Source organism: Streptomyces sp. RPT161 (assembly GCF_027533845.1).
Classification (GTDB): Bacteria; Actinomycetota; Actinomycetes; order Streptomycetales; family Streptomycetaceae; genus Streptantibioticus_A; species Streptantibioticus_A silvisoli_A.
In genome coordinates, this window is sequence record NZ_JAPZVN010000006.1 from 39,808 (window position 1) to 56,801 (window position 16,994).

The 16,994-nt window shown below is 68.2% G+C and carries 14 protein-coding genes and 1 pseudogene; 9 read left to right on the plus strand and 6 right to left on the minus strand.

Annotation, left to right across the window (positions count from 1 at the left end):
• The first annotated feature begins 271 nt into the window (after positions 1–271).
• Positions 272–511 (plus strand): chaplin, encoded by a 240-nt coding sequence (locus O5O46_RS14850; protein ID WP_269855890.1) that lies wholly within the window; start codon positions 272–274, stop codon positions 509–511.
• A 259-nt stretch (positions 512–770) separates the two neighbouring features.
• On the opposite strand, the gene O5O46_RS14855 is transcribed toward O5O46_RS14850, so the two are convergent.
• Positions 771–1,784, minus strand: coding sequence for an acetamidase/formamidase family protein (locus O5O46_RS14855; RefSeq protein WP_269855891.1), 1,014 nt, complete (start codon positions 1,782–1,784; stop codon positions 771–773).
• Positions 1,781–3,277, minus strand: coding sequence for an APC family permease (locus O5O46_RS14860; RefSeq protein ID WP_269855892.1), 1,497 nt, complete (start codon positions 3,275–3,277; stop codon positions 1,781–1,783). Before O5O46_RS14860 ends, O5O46_RS14855 begins: the two co-directional genes overlap by 4 nt.
• Before the next feature lie 369 nt (positions 3,278–3,646).
• On the opposite strand from O5O46_RS14860, the gene O5O46_RS35470 reads away from it, so the two are divergent.
• A complete protein-coding gene (locus O5O46_RS35470; protein ID WP_443072539.1) occupies positions 3,647–4,240 on the plus strand; it encodes a DUF1275 family protein in 594 nt (197 codons plus the stop codon).
• Here O5O46_RS35470 and O5O46_RS14870 read toward each other — a convergent pair.
• Entirely contained in the window at positions 4,123–4,545 is a 423-nt protein-coding gene (locus O5O46_RS14870) for a hypothetical protein (RefSeq protein WP_269855894.1), read from the minus strand. The two genes, O5O46_RS35470 and O5O46_RS14870, sit on opposite strands and share 118 nt — an antisense overlap.
• Positions 4,546–4,892: 347 nt before the next feature.
• Between O5O46_RS14870 and O5O46_RS14875 the strand changes: the two genes are divergently transcribed.
• Both O5O46_RS14875 and O5O46_RS14880 read left to right on the plus strand, forming a co-directional pair.
• Positions 4,893–5,423 carry a hypothetical protein gene (locus O5O46_RS14875; protein ID WP_269855895.1) on the plus strand — a complete coding sequence of 177 codons (531 nt, stop codon included), beginning with the start codon at positions 4,893–4,895 and terminating at the stop codon, positions 5,421–5,423.
• Entirely contained in the window at positions 5,420–8,188 is a 2,769-nt protein-coding gene (locus O5O46_RS14880; protein ID WP_269855896.1) for a M56 family metallopeptidase, read from the plus strand. The genes O5O46_RS14875 and O5O46_RS14880 overlap by 4 nt, the downstream gene beginning before the upstream one ends.
• A 99-nt stretch (positions 8,189–8,287) precedes the next feature.
• Here the strand turns inward: O5O46_RS14880 and O5O46_RS14885 are convergent, their stop codons facing one another.
• Entirely contained in the window at positions 8,288–9,361 is a 1,074-nt protein-coding gene (locus O5O46_RS14885) for a saccharopine dehydrogenase NADP-binding domain-containing protein (RefSeq protein WP_269855897.1), read from the minus strand.
• A gap of 9 nt (positions 9,362–9,370) precedes the next feature.
• Here O5O46_RS14885 and O5O46_RS14890 point away from each other — a divergent pair.
• A pseudogene (locus O5O46_RS14890) lies at positions 9,371–9,844 on the plus strand (LysR substrate-binding domain-containing protein); the annotation flags it as partial.
• A 104-nt stretch (positions 9,845–9,948) separates the two neighbouring features.
• On the opposite strand, the gene O5O46_RS14895 reads toward O5O46_RS14890, so the two are convergent.
• The gene (locus O5O46_RS14895; RefSeq protein ID WP_269855898.1) at positions 9,949–11,619 is read right to left on the minus strand and encodes a SulP family inorganic anion transporter; all 1,671 of its coding nucleotides are present in this window, start codon (positions 11,617–11,619) and stop codon (positions 9,949–9,951) included.
• A gap of 639 nt (positions 11,620–12,258) precedes the next feature.
• Here O5O46_RS14895 and O5O46_RS14900 point away from each other — a divergent pair.
• The 3 genes from O5O46_RS14900 to O5O46_RS14910 all read left to right on the plus strand — a co-directional run bounded on the left by O5O46_RS14900 (position 12,259) and on the right by O5O46_RS14910 (position 14,775).
• Positions 12,259–12,723, plus strand: a complete 465-nt coding sequence (locus O5O46_RS14900; RefSeq protein ID WP_269855899.1) for a MarR family winged helix-turn-helix transcriptional regulator — start codon at positions 12,259–12,261, stop codon at positions 12,721–12,723.
• A gap of 373 nt (positions 12,724–13,096) precedes the next feature.
• Positions 13,097–14,299: an MFS transporter gene (locus tag O5O46_RS14905; RefSeq protein WP_269855900.1), complete on the plus strand. Its 1,203-nt coding sequence runs from the start codon at positions 13,097–13,099 to the stop codon at positions 14,297–14,299.
• A gap of 59 nt (positions 14,300–14,358) precedes the next feature.
• Positions 14,359–14,775, plus strand: a complete 417-nt coding sequence (locus tag O5O46_RS14910; protein ID WP_269855901.1) for a GlcG/HbpS family heme-binding protein — start codon at positions 14,359–14,361, stop codon at positions 14,773–14,775.
• 130 nt (positions 14,776–14,905) lie between these two features.
• Here O5O46_RS14910 and O5O46_RS35475 read toward each other — a convergent pair whose 3' ends face one another.
• Positions 14,906–14,998: a DUF6191 domain-containing protein gene (locus tag O5O46_RS35475; RefSeq protein WP_443072544.1), complete on the minus strand. Its 93-nt coding sequence runs from the start codon at positions 14,996–14,998 to the stop codon at positions 14,906–14,908.
• An 887-nt stretch (positions 14,999–15,885) separates the two neighbouring features.
• Here O5O46_RS35475 and O5O46_RS14915 point away from each other — a divergent pair.
• Complete coding sequence (locus O5O46_RS14915) at positions 15,886–16,896, plus strand: alcohol dehydrogenase (RefSeq protein ID WP_269855902.1); 1,011 nt, start codon at positions 15,886–15,888, stop codon at positions 16,894–16,896.
• Positions 16,897–16,994 lie beyond the last annotated feature (98 nt).

Here is a 16,994-nt window from a genome sequence, read left to right on the forward strand (position 1 = left end):
CCTGCCATCTCCTGCGGAGCCGCGAGCTGGTCGTCGCTACCGCCGGAAGCAGTCAAGCGGTCAAGCCGCGCTGCTCTGTGCGGTTCGCAGCAGTCCTTGAGGGCGTGTGCGGGGAGTTGCTCGTCCCTTTTTCCGAAGGTGCCCTGGGGGCTCATGAACTGGCCGCCGAACGGGTGTAATTCCCCGAACGGGGCATTTTCAGCAGGGCGGGAGGCGTCTACCCGCATACCGTGGCGGATCAGTCGTTTGTGACCCCCATGAGGAGCGTGGCGTGAAGAAGTTGCAGAAAGCTGTCGTTGTGACCGCCGTTGCCGGAGGAGTCCTGGCCAGTGGCAGCGGCCTGGCATTCGCTGACTCCGTTGCGAGCGGAGCGGCGGTCGGATCGCCGGGCGTCATCTCCGGTAACGTCATCCAGGTCCCGATCAACCTCCCGATCAACCTGTGCGGCAACAGCATCGACATCATCGGGCTCCTCAACCCGACGTTCGGGAACACCTGCATCAACTCGTGATCAGTCGCTGACCACCGAGCTGCGGCATCACGACGACCGGTTCCGGGCAGCCGCGCCGGAACCGGTCTTTTCGCTTGTCCAGCTCGCTCGTACGGACGTCGGGGCTCGGCCTCCGGCGGCCGCCGCGGCGCGGACGGCATCGTTGAGCGGCGCCCCGACGCGGAGCCGGTGCACGAGTCGGGGCTGGCGATGAAAAGCGTCCCGGACGAGAGGATGTCGGCCAACCTCTCGCCCACCAGGCGCAGTTGGCGGGGCAGCCTTACGTGGGGATCAGCGAGGCCGTTTCACGCAGTTGGCGGTGCAGCTCGCGATGGGTGGTCCCCGCAGGCAGCCATTGTTTGCGCAGCTTCGCGACGCATGTGTAGTTCGTGTCGCAGACGTTCGCCAGCGGCGACTCCGCGGCCTGCGTCACCAGTTGGTACGCATCGAGGCGGGACAGCCCGAAGTCGCGGTTGAGCCAGTCAACCAAGTCGAGTTGGGCGATCCGGAAGGCGTCTTCGAGCGGACGGGCGGAGCCGGTGGAGATGATGTGGGTGTCGGATTCCAGCCGGGGCCAGGGCGTGTTGACGCCCTTGAGGAGTTCGACGATCACCACGGTGTTCATCGCGCACTCCACCGCCACCCCGCACGTCTCGCCCTCGCCCTGCCGCGCATGCCCGTCGCCCAGACTCAGCAGCGCGCCCGCCACGTTGACGCCGAGGAAACACGTCACGCCAGACCGCATCTCGGGGGTGTCCATGTTGCCGCCGTGCGCGTCGGGGACAAGGGCGGAACGCACTTCCAGTCCGGCGGGTGCGACCCCGACCGTGCCGTGCATGGGATCCATCGGCAGTTCGATCTCGATGCCGCTGTCGCGGGCGCTGAACAGGCAGGTACGACGTGCACGGTCAAGTTCCCACATCCAGACGACCTCGGGCAGCGGCTCCTGCAGTGATGCGGTGGTGTGGGTCGAGGTGAGCGCACCGAACAGCGGCACGGTGGTGGAGGCGGCCCAGTCGCGCGCGGGTTCGATGGACACGAAGTGCACGGCCACCGTGTCTCCCGGCTCGGCGCCTTCCACGTAGAACGGGCCGGTCTGCGGGTTGAGGAACGGGAACTCGCACACACGCGAGACCAGATCCTTCTCCGACCGAACGCGCCCGGCGAAGCAGTCTTCGGTGTACAGCCGCAGTACCGTCCCCGGCGTGATGTGCGTCAGCGGCGGTACGCCGCCGAACGTCCAGGCGAACTGGTCCGGTTCGGGCCGCACGGTCACGATCTTCGGATCGCTCATTCGGGTGCCGCTCCACTTCTGTGAGGGGTTCGCTGTTCCTCGTCCTGGGCATGGACCCGCCCGACCAAGGCCAGCCGCCGCGGATGGCGCCGCCACAACACGAGCAGCACGCCCGTACCCAGCAGCATCCACACTCCCACCACCGCACCCGCGTACGACACGGGCGCGGCCAGCTTGGCTACGAACCGGAAGACGGGAAGTCCAGCCGCTGTCAGCAGGGCCGGTACGAACGCGGCGATGCCCAGGACCGGGAACAGCAAGTGCGGTACGAGGCGGAACTGAGCGCGTCGCCTACGTAGGAAGAAGCCCGCACAGGCGAGGTTCACCACGATGTAGACACCGATGACGACCGTCACGATGATGGTCGCGACAAGGTAGAAGGCCGTGGTGGGGCCGTATCCGAACCCCAGGCCCAACGACACCGCCAGTGCGACAGCGCACTGGGCACCGACGGCCACCACGGGGGAGCGGTGCCGGGGGTGCACGACGGCCAGGGCGCGAGGCAGTGCCCCGATGCGCCCGAACGCGAAGGCCGTACGTGTCGCGGTGGTTACGCCAGCGTTGGCATTGCCCACACAGGAGTTGACGACGGCGAGGAACACCAGCACCCACATCAGCCCGAACGACGCCCGCGCCACCCCGCCCCAGGATGCCGCCCCCTCTGCCCCGAACGAGGCGAACCGGTCGGGCCCGTAGAAGACGGCCATGGCATACGTGGTGAACACATAGATGCCTCCGACTCCCAATGCGGCGAAAAGCACCGCCAGGCGCACGGTGTGACGTGGCCGGTGGGCTTCCTCGGCAAGTGGGGCGGCGGACTCGAAGCCCGCGAAGGCGAGGATGCAGTAGACCGAGCCGGCCAGGACGCCACCGGCGCCGGAGAACCCTGGCGCGGTGTGCGCGGTGGTGAAGACGGACCATGTGTTGTGGGCTCCGGCGCGTACGGTGAGCAGGACCGCGAGGAGAAGGAAGACGGCGATCTCGAAGAGGCCCAGGGCGGTGCCGAGCCGGGCGGCGACCCGGATGCCGTACACCCCTGCCACGGTGATGACCGCCACCCCGGCCAACGCCCATGGCCACCACAACTGGGCCGGGTAGCCAGCCCATTGGCCATGGAGGCTCCCGGCCATCGTGAAGCCGAGTTGAAGCAGCAGCAACGGGGCGACCAGTGCCTCCACGAACACATAGGCCCAGGCGACCAGGAACCCTACTGCGGGGTGCAGGCCCTGGGCGCTGTACGTGGCCACCGAACCGGCGTCGGGAAGGTGGCGGGCCAACTCGCCCACACACGAGGCGGTCAGCAGACAGCCGATGAGCGCGACCAGCACGGACAGCGGAAGGCTGCCGCCGGCGAAGGCCGCGCCACCGGGGATCGAGGCCACGACGGCGGCTCCCGGGGCCATGGCGGTGATGCTCTGGAACAACACCTCGCGCACGCCCACCGCGTCACGCCGCAGCCCGGCTTCGCCACCATCCTGCCGGTCCGTCACCATCCGTTGCTCCTCAGGCGTTGCCCGCAGTGGTGATCGCGTGTCGCGGAGGCCAGGGTAGGTGCGTGAACGGTGTGGTGGAAGAGGGCGAGATGACGATGGCCTGAGCGGTCCGCGTGCCCGGGGTTCCGCTTGTCGCTTGAATTCAACTCCCCGGAATTACTGGCAGTTTTATGGCTGAAAAGCTTCGACTCACGTCCGAAAGATTCCTCGGTTTTGTCTTGGATTCGACAGGATTTTGCACGCCCATGGTTGTTCAGGCAAGATCAATCCGGAGCCTGGGCAACGTCTTTGTCGGCATGATGAACGGCAACGTCATGGTGGTGGGCTTCGCTCTCGGGGGGAGCGCCGCACTTATCCGATCCCGCTCCGTTGCTGGCCGTCGCCGGGTTTGCGGCGGGTGTCGCTACGGCAGGTGCCGCTTTCCGTGTCGCGCCGGGTTGCCGACGTTGGCTGTTTTCCGCTCTGGCGGTTGAGATTTCCCTGCTCGCGGTGACCACGGCAGTGGCGTTCCTCGCTCCCGACTCGCGGATGGGCCGCAACGCTTGCGTCGTGCTCTTGTCGACGACCATGGGCATCCGTTGTGCCGTCATTCGCCGCATCGGCGTCCCCGAACTCCGTGCGACCTTCGCGTTCACCGGTGCCCTTGTCGCGCTGGTGCACGACGCCTGCGCTGGCACCGGCGCCCACGCCTCCCGCCGGTTCGGCATCATCGCCGCCATGACCTTCGGCGCTGCTGTCGGTGCGGCAACCGTCATTCGTCGGGGCGTCCGGCGCGGCCGAGCGGAACCATGGTCGCGGGCTCTGGACGTGCACGCAGGGGCCAGCGTGATGGAAGTTGCCCCCGGTCAGTTCAGACCGGCCACCGCCCGTGCCGGTGGGCTGGCCAGTAGTCTTCTGGGCAGACTGCCGTCATCTGGCAGGCCCGCGCGCAGCCAGCGGGAGACTGCTGTGGCGTCGGTGTGATCGGTGAGGGGGCCGAGGCGGGTCGGCCTGCCCGTGGGTCGGCGGCGGGTATCGCAGGGCTGGACCACGGCGAAGATGCCGCGGACGCTGCTCCGGTGCGGAGTGAGCGCATCGCACTGGAGGATGCCGCCCAGGCATCCGGTGGTGACCAGGACGCCGTGCGGGCAGCTTCGTACGGCGTCCCTGAGCCGCTCCAGGACCGCCGCGGCCTGCGGTGCGTCGCATCCGGCCCGGCAGACGACGAGGGTGAAGGGCCGGGACGGTGTGCTCGGTCCTCTGTTGCGGGGGTTCGTGCGGCGCGTCATGGTCCTGAGTCCCTCCTCTCAGGGGCAGGCTATATGAACATGGAACCCATTGTCATGTAGCGTTGCAAGCTGACCGCCCCCAGCTTGTTGAAAGGAGCTCTCATTGGGCTCCGGGGTGGCGCTGTCGACGCCCGCCGCATCTGGTCAAGGCCACGACGACCCGTCACTGTCGTCGGCCCCTGCCTGCCCGGACATCCCATGGCCTGCGGCTGGCTGACTGCGGTACATGCCGCTCCACGGCTTGCTCCCCCGGCAGTACTCCGAAACCCCGACCGAACAGGGGAGTTGGTGGTTCACTCACAGTGCGGAGCGCGGCCAAGGGGCGGCTGCGCAGGAGGGGGATCGCGATGCGCGATGCAAGGGAAGCTGCTCGGCAGGAGTTCGTCTCAAGTGTTGCCCGGCAGGCCGTTGCCACCGTGGCACCCGAGGAGTTGGCGTTCTTCGCCCCACTTGCGGCGGAGTTCGCCAGGCGTGGCGAGGTGCGGTGCGATCACCGGTACTCGGACGGGATCATCGAGTCGGGCTGGGACGCGGCGGTGGCGCTGGTCACCCCTGTGGCGCTGACCTTGGCCAGCTCGCTCTACAACCGGCTCACGGACAACGTCAGCGACGAGATCATCAAGCGTGGCAGCCGTGAACTGGGCCGCGCCTGGAGCCGGTTGCGCGGACGACGACGAGCCGATGCCAACGCGGCGACCGCGCCTGAAGCCGAGCACGGTTCAGCGACCGCCGCGGATCTGCGTGACCAACTTCTCCAGCGCGCAGGGCACTTCCAGTTGCCACCGGAGAGTGCCACGGCGCTGGTGGACGCTTTGCTTGCGGTGGTTGCCAAGAGCGCAACGGGCGAGGACGGGTCGACGGGGAACGGCCTGAGATGACGCGTTCCGCCGACGGCCCGTTCAGTGCTCCGGCCAGCACAACGTTACGTTTCGGCACGCTCATCCTGCTGTCCGCGAGCGCGACCGCGATGTGGTACTGGCTGTTCAGCACCATCTGGCGCCCGATCGACGGCGTCGCCGCCCAGGCACGGTGCGAGGTGCGCAGCGGCTACTACCTGGCGATGGGCAAGTGGCTGCCGCCCGACGAGCAGGCGCGATACAACCAGTACCACCGGTGCATGGCGAACGTGACGCCCAACAGCGTTCTGTGGGTGGCGGTTTCACTCGCATTGCTGGCCGTGGTGACGCTGGCGCTGTTCGCCCTACAGCCGGTGTGGCGCAGGCGGCGCAAGCGGTTGATACCGATCGAGGCGCTGCCGGCGGCGGACACCACGGCCCTGCGGGAGGAGTTGCGGGCGCTGGTCCGCACCGCGGGTCTGGCCCGGACACCGAGGTTCCTCATCGAGTCGGCCAATCCGCGTCCCGCAGGACGGGCGTTCGGGGGGCTCGGGCGGCGCGAGGTGTCGTTGAGCGCGGGTTTGGTGGTGCAGCTCCGGCATTCTCCGGAGAAGTTCCGCGCCGTGGTGCTGCACGAGCTGGCCCACGTCCGCAACGGAGACGTGACCATCACGTATGTGACACTCGCGGCCTGGCGCGCGTTCGTGCTGGTGACGGTGATCCCGGCGCTGGCCTCCCTGGTGGACCCGGCCTTGGCCACGGCCCAGCCGTGGCGCAACCCGTTCCGGGTCGGATGGTCGCTGTGGAGTGCCCAACTAACCACCTTGGGCTGGTTCTTCCTGGTGCTGACGGCCCTGGTCTACGTCTCACGCATCGCGGTGCTCCGGGTACGGGAGGGCTACGCCGACGCGCGGGCCGCGCAGTGGCTGGCACCGGCGGTGTTGCGTGAGGTCTTCACGGCGGCCGCTGCGCAGGACGGTACTCGGTGGTGGCACACCCATCCGAGGTTGGCAGCTCGTGTCCGCCTGCTCGGGGAGCCTGAGCGCCTGTTGCGGCCCGGGTTCTGGGAGAACTTCACGGCTGGCTTCGCCGTGCAGATCGCGGGCATCTACGCCTATCTGGCGCTGGACTCAAGCTGGGACGGCTCGTCCGACTCACTCATCAACCAGGGTTCGCACGAGGCCACGACGCTGGTCACGGCCATGGTGGTGGGCATCGCCGGCTGGCGCGGTGTCAGCTTCATTGGATCCGGACAAGGCGGGCGCGGTGTCTACACTCGCGCGGGGCTCGGACTCGGCCTCGGCCTTGCCTCGTCGTACGGCCTGGTCATGCTGCGCGAGGGCCTGCTGTTGCACAACTCCCCTGCTCTCTCGGTCAATTCGTTCACGCTGGCCGGCCTGGGACGGGATCTGGTGCTCGTCGCGCTCATGCTGGTGTGCACCGTGCTGCTGTGCCACTGGGCCGGCCACTGTTCGCAGTTGGTGGGTGCGACGAGCCGGTGGCCGTGCGGTCTACTTGCCGCAGTCGCCGTGCTGGCCGGAGCTTGGGCCTGTCTGCGCTGGTGGAACAACCTCAACTACGGCATGCCACCGATAGCGGACACGTTGGCGGGCGACGCGTCGATGTGGCGGCAGAGTGTGCTGGAGGCTCACTGGACCGTGCTGGACCCGGCCGTGGTGAAGGGCGTCCTGTACCCCTTCGTGCTGTTGCCCGTTCTCGGGCCGGTCACCAGCTTCGCCGCGCCACTGCTCTGGCTGGTCCCGTTGCTGCTCGGCGCGGCCCGGCGGGGGACTGTGCGGTCCGCCGCACGCAGCGGTGTCGTCGCGGCGCTGGTGTGGCTGGTGATCGAGCTCAGCCTGCGCGCGGTGGCCCATGCCACCGTGCCATCCGGGACCCGTGCGGGAGGTGGGTTCGCCGTGGTGTTCGTCTGCTGGGAGATCGCTGCCGTCCTGGTGGTCCAACTGGGCACCGGTCTGGTGCTCGGCGCCCGGCGGATGAGACTGATGCCAAGTCTGTTCGCAACCACCGTCACCGGCCTGCTGTGTTGCCTTGCCCTGTGGGCAGCCCATGTCACCGACTCCTGCGTGCCCGGTCTGCAGATCTCGACGGCCGGTTGCCCAAGTCACGGCGATGTCTTCGTCGCCTTCCAGGCCTTGCGGGACGTCGGCTTCCTCGGGTCTGCCATGACGGTCGGCGGTGTCCTGCTCGGGCGGGCACTGCGCCGCTGGCCCCGGCCACGTCCCGCGCTGGGGCACTTCTCGGGGACGGCACCGCGCCTCGGCCTGGTGGCCTTGGCCTGCGTCTTCATAGGACTGGCCGCCTGGCCACCGCCGCACCATGAGAAGGTCGACAGCGTGGGTGTGGACTACGTGGCGCCGCACTTCGACCCCGCGGAAGTCGCCCGAGAGAGCTATCCGGATTGGCTGAGGGGCGGTGGGATCGCCCAGGCCCTCACGGCGCAGAGCGCCCTCACCAATCTGTTCAAGGCAGCCGAGCCCGCACTTCGCCAGCAGGCCAGCTGGGCCGCGATCTCCCACGACTCGCGATTCCGACTCGCCTGCCAGACCCTCGCCCACGTCGCACCGCAAACCGGGGCCTTCCCGCCACCGCCGGGAACGGCGACCAGCGCCCACTGGGCCGCCTACGTCCAGTTGATCGCCGGCTTCGCCGAAAGGTGCACCGCAGCCACCGAATCCGCGGATCCCGCCACCGAGACGGCAGATCTGACGGCCGCCATGAGAACCTCGCTGCAACCCGCGGACGACATGACCGCGGACATCGTGGCGGCCGGGAAGTCGATGCGCTGACACCCGGCGGACGGTGGGGCCGCTGCGCCTTGGTGCTACGTCGCGCGGCGTTGCTCACGTCCCACGTGGCCCCGCGGTGATCGATGCGGGCGTCTGTGCTCAGGATGCCCCTTCATCGAGAAGGAACCGCCCGCCTGCCTTCTTGGCGAGTTCGGGGCCGAAGAGCGCGCCGGGCGTGTAGGCGCCCGGGCGGCCCTCGTCGCGTGCGAGACGGCTCGCGACCTCGGCCGCCACCGAGGCTGTGAACGCCATGCCCTCACCCGCCCGCAGCCACCCCTCCCGGATGCTGCCGTCGGGGCCCTGAACCCGGGCCCGCGCCCAGGAGAACTGCCTGCTCTGCTCGCGCGGTTCGACGCGGACACGTGCGAGCCGACGCTTCGCGGCGTTGCCGAGCGCTGGCAGCGACAGCAACGCCGCCGCTGCCGGCAGGACCGCCCGGACCGCCCGCCCGGTTGGTACCGCGCCCGACGCGGCGACCACGAACGGTGCTCCGCTGGCACGGCGGGCGGCCTCCAGCTCACCGCTCGGACCCCCGACAGTCTGGGCCGTCGAGCCGTCAGGCAGGGTGAAGCGCTCGAAGTCACCGCCAAGCCTGGCGCGCACGAGTTGGCCGTGTTCGTAGCGGCGTCCACCGACCGCGAGGGCGTCCACGATCGACCCGGCCAGGGCGGAGCCGAGGCGGCCGGGCTTGGCCTCGACCATCGCCAGCGCGTCGACTCTCACCCGCGTCGGAACAGGCCGTTCCTCACACATCTTCAGCACCACGCTCTCGGTGGCCAGCACACCGAACCCCGCACCCGTCACCAGACAGCGGTCGCTGGAGGCGGCCTCGTCATGCAGTCCCAGCAGCCCGGTGACGGCGAGGAGTTCGTTCGCGACATCGACGTAATGGGTGCCCGGCGGGCACGCGCGGGCGATGAGCGGCGCGGTCTCCGTGAACGGACCGATCGTGTTGACCACCACGGCGGGCCGGTTTGCCGCCAGTTGCGAGACGACAGCGTCGACCGAGCCGGTCACCACGGTTCGCGACGTGCCGCCGATCGTCGTGGCCAACTGGCGTAGGCGCGCGGCATCGCGTCCCACCAGCACCGGCGACCCGTGGCTCGCCGCCAGCTCGGCGGCGACCGCGCGGCCAGTCCAGCCCGTAGCGCCCAAGATCCAGATCTCGTTCATCTCTCGCCCATCCTGCTCCACCGCGTGGACGCTGCGGTCGCCCGGCTGCCGTTCCCCACCGACCAGTTGCACGTGAGTGTCCTCTACGACGAGCCCCGCGTGCTGCTGGTCCCGCTCGACCACCGTCTGGCCGGCAAGGATTCGGTCACCGTGGACGACATCGCCGACGAACCCCTGCCCCGGGCGTCCGACCCGGCCTGGAACGCCTTCTGGCGAATCGACCCCCGGCCCGATGGCAGCCGAGCACCTGGCGGCCCGCTCATCGACGCCGTTGAGGACAAGATCGAACTCATCGCCGCCGGACAGGCCGTAGCCATCATTCCGGCTGGTTCCGGCGTCAGTGGGATCCGCCCCGACCCCACCACGATCCCCTTCGAAGGGGTCGAGCCGAGCCACGTCGTCCTGGCGACCCGCGCCGATGACCGCAACCCACTGGTGAAGGCCTTCCGTACTTACGCTCAAGCGCTGCGGCGACACCTCTGACGCTCACCCGCGTCGACCGAGTCGACTCTGCTGCGGAGTTCATCGACCGCCTCGGGCCTCGCCCGGCGTTCAGCCCGGCACGCTGGTCCGCAAGGACATCGTGTTCATCGTCGACGGAACCCTGGTGCCTGCCGATCCTGTACGGGGCAGCCGTCAGCAGGCTTACGTGGTCCAGGCGGACCGACAGGGGGGCAGGCTTCGGTACCACCCGTGTCGGCGACGGGATGCTTGCTGGCCCGTGCTTCGTTCGCCAGGCCGACAGCGCGCACGGCCTTTGTGTAGTCCGGGCCGACACCACGTAGCAGCACGTGGGTTCCGCGACGCGCGAACGCATCAACGACCGCCCGCAACGCCATCAGGGCGGTGGCATCGACCGAGGTCACCCGAGACATGTCCAAGATGATCAGGCGGGCCGGGGATCGTCTGACGGGGCGCAGGAGACGGTCGGCGGTGGCGAAGAACAGCGCCCCTTCGAGGCTGAACCTGTCCGTTTGCTCCTCTGGGAGTCCTGCGCTCGGATTCCATCTGACGGGAAGCGATTCGAAGAACACCGGTCTCCCTGGTGCGGGCACCAACTCGACGTGTGCTGTACGGGCGATTTGCCGCAAGGCCAGTGATGCCGCCAGCGCGGATCCCGCGGCAAGAGCGATCGCGAAGTTGAAGACAAGCGGAGTGGCCGCTGTGACTGCCACGACGACGGTTTGGCTTCGGTCAACACGGGCGAGCGTGAGCAGTGCTTTGACGTCGATCGACCGGACCATGGTGGCGATGACGACCCCTGACAGGGCTACGCGAGGAATCTGGGCGATCAACGGTGCGGCGGTCAAGGAGATGAGGGCCAAGGTCGAGCAACCCACAAGGGAGGCGACGCGGGACGTGGCGCCAGCACGAACGTTCACGGCCGTGCGCGCGGCGCTGCCTGTGGCGGCTATACCTCCGAAGAGAGGAGCGGTGAGGTTGGCTACTCCCTGGCCGAACAACTCCCTGTCTTCGAGACGTTGGTCCTCCGCGTTGATCGGTTGTGTCGAGATGACGGCCCGCAGCGACTCAAGAGTCACCAGCAGCGCCAACAGTGCGGCGGAAGGCATAAGGGCCGGCACCGAGGAAGCTTCCAGGAACCTCACCGAGGGCAGGGGGACCCCGCCGGTGCCGTATCCGATGTGGTGCAGTGCCAGATGCAGTCGGAGGGTCAGCGCGGTGACAGCGGCGATTGTCACCGCAGTGAGGAGTCCAGGCAGGCGCGACCGGCGGTCGACCAGACGCACCGTCATCGTCACGCTGGCCACAATCACGGTATGCCAGTGCGGATGTGTCATAAATGCCGTGAGCGCCCTGGCCGCTGTGAAGGCGACAGGGCCACCGTGCCTGCCGGACGGTCCCAGAATGACGGTGAGTTGCCGAAGCACGATTACCAGTACGCCACCGATGGTGAACCCTTGGATCACTGACACGGGCATATGGCGCACGACGCGACTGGCGCCGATGAGGGACGCAATGATCAGGAGAAAGCCGGCCAGCAGTCCTACGGTAAGGGAGCCGGCGGGCCCGTAGGTACGTGTCACGGGAGCCAGAACCGCGACGAGCACTCCCGTGGGAGCGGTGACTTGTAGAGGAACTCCGCCAAGCAGGGCCGCGATCGCTCCACCCAGCACTGCGCTGATCACCGCGGAGGCGGCCCCAAGTCCGGAGGCGACTCCAAGTCCGAGTACTGAGGGCAGCATTGACACTGCCGCGAGCGCTCCCGCTCTGACGTCCCTGCGCAGCGAGCGGCGCATGGCACCCAGGTCTTTCTGGGTCGAATGGACCGAGCGCGAATCGCGGACTGCCGTGCGAAGGCGCGCACCGGAACTACCAATGTGACTCAATCAGAGCCACCGCCTTCACACCGACGTGAGCAGGGGATGGAGCGCGGGTTACGGCGGGCGTGTCTCCTTTTTGCCGAGCGACGCCCTGTGAACCAGTGCTGCGGTAAGACCAGAAGGTCTTGTGATGAACGGTTTGGATTGAGGTGTGACGTCAGCCGTCCAGAAGTCTGGCGCGGCAATCGCGGCCTCGGTTGGTAAATTGCTTCGAAGCGGCGTCATTTGTCGCTGAGTCAAAGTCAAGTGCAGTGTCACACTTTCTGCGTGGCCCACGCAAGCAGTCTGCGACTATCAATCTCATATAACTGGCTGGACTGGAAATCAAATGCGTGGCGCCGACTTCCGGGGGCGCGGTGGTGTCGCAGGTCTTACGCATCGGCCCTCGCGTACCGAGGAGGTCGCCGTGCGACGCTCGGTGGCTTCGCGGTGACTGCGGCCAGGCGAGGTGGCAGCCCTCGTTACATAGCCTACTAATTGCAGGCGCGGTATATTGTGAAAGTGTGATCGATGCTGGGCTGTGGGGGAGCCCCAGCTGCAAGTGGAGGAGGAGCCATGACTGCCACGGACGCCACGGCGACCGGTCTCGCTCACGGCTGGTATGCCCTCTCCCTCCTGCACGGTCGGATCGAGGCGCACATCGAGCGTGCCCTGCAGGGTGGGCATGACCTCAGCGTGCGGGAGTACTCCCTGCTCGACGTTCTCAGTCATCAGCACAACGGCGAGGGCGGCCATCTGCGCATGAACCAGGTCGCAGACGCGGTGGTGCTCAGCCAGAGTGCGACCACCCGGCTTGTCACACGCCTGGAGGACCGCGGGCTGCTCGCCCGATATCTGTGCCCGACCGACCGCAGGGGCATCTACACCGATGTCACCGAGGCTGGGCTCGCCCTGCTCGCCGAGGCGCGCCCGACCCATGACGCGGCGCTGCGCGAGGCCCTTGACCGTGCCGGCCAAGATCCCCGACTGACGTCGCTCGTGGCGGCTGTCGAGACGCTGGACGGTCCCGCGGCTACCTGACGCCGCGCGCCGACCCCCCCGGTCGAGTTTCGTGGGCGCCTTCGTGGCGTTGATCTCCGCCTTGCGCGGGTCGGGCTGCTTTGCCGGGCGCCGACCGGCGCAGTCCCTGCGGTAGCGATGGCCGTAGGGCGCCCGGAGTGCTTGGTGCGCGCCCTGATTGCTGACTGCATGGCTCCTGGTTTGCCTGGTCGCCCTCCTCGCGCGGGTTTGTGTACGTCGGCGCAGTCGGCGGCTGTGGGTGCTTCGGCGCTGTAGGGGCCCTCCTCACTGCCTCCGCACCTCTTCGTATAGATGCGCTTGCAAGTATAAGGCGCCTGCAACTATTGTGAGAGCATGCTAAGGGCTCGCTCAAGCAACACGGAAGGTTGAGTCAATGCCTCTCGCGCTTCTCGCTCTCGCCATCGGTGCCTTTGGTATCGGCACCACCGAATTCGTGGTGATGGGTCTGCTGCCTCAGGTCGCTGCCGACTTCCACGTCACCATCCCCACCGCAGGACTGCTTGTCACCGGCTACGCGCTCGGCGTGCTGTTCGGTGCGCCGCTGATGACCGTGCTCGGCACGAAGGTCCCCCGCAAGCGGATGCTCATGCTGCTGATGGGCCTGTTCATCGCGGGCAACCTGCTGTCCGCACTGGCGCCCACCTTCGGGTTGATGCTCGCCGGGCGCCTTGTCACCTCGCTCGCGCACGGTGCCTTCTTCGGGATCGGCTCGGTCGTCGCCGCCGAGCTGGTCGCCCCCGAGAAGAAGGCCGGGGCCATCGCCACCATGTTCACCGGCCTGACCGTCGCCAACGTCGTCGGAGTGCCACTCGGCACCTACATCGGCCAGGCCGCGGGCTGGCGGACCACCTTCGCCATCGTCGCGGGACTCGGCGTGGTGGGCCTGCTCGGGATAGCCAAGCTTGTCCCCGTCCTGCCCCGCCCCGAAGGCGTCCATCTGCGTCATGAGGCCGCCGCCCTGCGCAACCCCCAGGTCCTGCTCGCCATGGCCATGACGGTGCTCGGCTTCGGCGGTGTCTTCGCCGCGATCACCTACATCGCGCCGATGATGACCCGCGTCGCAGGCTACTCGGACAGCGCGGTCACCTGGCTGCTGGTCCTGTTCGGCGTCGGCATGGTCATCGGCAACCTCGTCGGGGGGCGGTTCGCCGACCGCGCGCTGATGCCGATGCTCTACACCACCCTCGGCGGCCTGGCCCTCGTGCTGGGTCTGTTCACACTGACCGCGCACAGCAAGGTGCTGGCCGCGATCACCGTGCTGCTGGTCGGGGCGCTCGGCTTCGCGACCGTACCCCCGTTGCAGAAGCGGGTTCTCGACCAGGCGCACGGCGCCCCCACTCTGGCCTCCGCGGTGAACATCGGTGCCTTCAACCTGGGCAACGCCCTGTCAGCGTGGCTCGGCGGCATCGTCATCGCCGCAGGCCTCGGCTACACCTCGCCGAACTCGGTCGGCGCGATCCTGGCGGGCTCTGCCCTCGGGCTCGCCTTCTGGTCCGCGGCCCTTGAGCGCCGCGACCAGCCGAGCGCGCCGCGCGCCGCCGCCAGCCCGGTTCACGGCGAGTTCGTTTCCCGCTGAACTGCGGCCCGTTCACCGTCTCATTCCCACGCTTGTCCACCACCGTCTGAGGAGTCACCTTGAACGCCCACGCCTCGCTCACCACCACCGACGCCGAGACCCTGGTCGGTGCCGCCCGCACCGCCGCAGAGAACGCAGGTGTCCCGGTCAGCGTCACTGTCCTGGACGCCGGCGGACACCTGCTCGCCTTCCGCCGCGACGACCGCGCCGTGCTGATCTCGGGGGAGACCAGCACCCGCAAGGCCTACACCGCTCTACAGTTGGACTCCGCCACGGCCGACCTGGTCGACGCCGTCCAGCCCGGTGGCCTCTTCCACACCCTGCCCACCGCCCTCGACCGCCCGTTGCTTTTCATCGCCGGTGGCGTCCCGATCCACCAGGACGGCCGACTCATCGGCGCCCTCGGCGTTGGCGGCGGCGCCCCTGAGCAGGACCACGCCTTCGCCACCGCCGCGCTGAGGGAACTGGCTGCCTGACCGCAGAAGGCCATCCCTGCGACGGCCGCCGCCAGGCGGTCGGCGGCCTCGATGCCCCCATGAGGCAGGCACCGGTTGCCTGTTGGAGTCGCGCCGCGGATACCGGCAACTCACCTCGTGAAGCCAGAGGCTATCCGCGCCGCCGGGTCATGGCTGTCCCGGCGTCCAGGTCGACGCCCATGCGCGGCGGCGCGGCGCCCTGCGCGTCGTCTCGCAGTGCCAGCGGTCATGAACAGCAGGGCCTCCAGCACCGCGTCGCCCTCAGCGCGACTACCACGTGGTCCCTCCGCCGGGTCCAATGCGGCTTTGTCATCAGCCCGTTGACCCAGAACAGCTGGGTCCCGGTGTCCAGGACATCGACGGGGTACGTTCTCACATGACAAGCGTCCCAGAGGCTGCGGCACCCTTCTCACACATCAAAGTCCGCACCAGCGCGCTGGTGTTCTGCGGCGACCACGTCGCGCTCATCCGCCGTGACCGCGCTGACTCGACGCACTACGCGACGATCGGCGGCAACGTCGAGACGCGGAGCCGTTGCGCGGGGACCTGTGTGGATCCGCCGATCGGTCCGTCTCTCGCCGCGGATGTATGACGCGAAGCTCGCCGTCGCGTCCGTGCGGGAGCGCGGTGAACAGTTCGTGGGCATCCGCCGGGCCAGCACGCTGGTGGTCGAGGGGCGGGAAGCAGGATTCGGGCTGGCGCCTTCGGCCACCCACGGGGAGGGGGCGCGCCAGGCTCCTCACGGTGCGGGCGTCCTTTGCTGTGGGGCCTGGGGTAACCATCGGGCAGCCCACCACTATCTATCACTGCTAAAGGCAATCTGTTAGCATCGATTTATCGGTGCTAACGCCACAGCGTTAGCGATGATGATCGCCCTCGCGGTCGCGGGGTACGCAGGAGTAGGAGGCGTGAAGTTGATCTTTATGGCGAGGTCGCCCGGGAAGGCCCTCGCCGACAGCGTTCCGCTGGGCTCGCTGGCCACTGCCGAGGGTGTGGCGGAGTATCCGCCACACCAGTTGCCCCGGAATCCCTGACTTCCCGGCTCTCTGAAGCGTCCTAGGCCTTTCAGCCTCATCAAGTTCTTGTCTGCAGCAATAAGGAGAAATGGTTATGGCGTCCTCGACGATGCGTGCCGCGCAGGCGGTTACGGCGGGTGGCGAGTTCGTGATGGCGACTGTTCCGGTGCCGGAGCCCGGGCCGGGTCAGGTGCGGATCAAGGTGCACGCATGCGGTGTGTGCGCGGGGGAGAACATCGTGCGCCTCGGTCTGTTCGGTGCGCAGCTTCCGCGGGTTCCCGGCCATGAGGTGGCCGGTGTGGTGGACGCGTTGGGGCCTGGTGTGACCGCCTGGCAGGCGGGGGACCGCGTCGGTATCGGCTGGCATGGCGGGAGCTGCTTCGTCTGTGACCCCTGCCGTGAGGGTGACTTCACCAACTGCGTCGACCGCAAGATCGTCGGACTGCACTACGACGGTGGTTACGCGGAGTACATGGTGGCACCCCAGGACGCCCTCGCCCGTATTCCGGACGCGTTGTCGTTCGAGGAGGCGGGGCCGTTGATGTGTGCGGGAATCACCACGTTCAACTCCCTGCGCAACTCCGGCGCGCGCCCGGGCGAGACGGTGGCGGTTCACGGTATTGGCGGTCTGGGGCATCTGGCGGTGCAGTTCGCCGACAAGATGGGCTTTCGGACGGTAGCCATCAACCGTGGCCGTGCCAAGGAGGAACTGGCGCGTCAGTTGGGAGCTGATGAGTACATCGACAGCAACGAGGGCAGCGCGGGTGAGGCACTGGCGCGCCTCGGCGGCGCGGCCGTCATCTTGTCGACCGTCGGTTCCAGCCCGGCACAGTCGGACCTGGTGCAGGGGTTGAAGCCCAACGGTCGGCTGCTGATCGTCGCCGCTGACCACCAGCCGATCGATGTCTCGCCGGACGCGCTGGTCTTCGGTCGGCGTTCGGTTGGTGGCTGGTACAGCGGCAACGCCAAGGACAGTGAGGAGACGATGGCATTCGCAGCGCTCAAGGGGGTGCGCCCGATGGTAGAGACGCACCCGTTGGAGCAGGCCGAGGCAGTCTTCCAGTCCATGGGCAAGGCGCAGTTCCGAGCCGTGCTCGTGCCGTAGCCGGTAGCCGGTTGCCGAAAGGCATTCTTCGGCGCGCAGCGCGAGGGAGGGAGCGCGGGTGGTACGGCTTCCTCCCTCGCATGCCGTCGTGCGCCTTG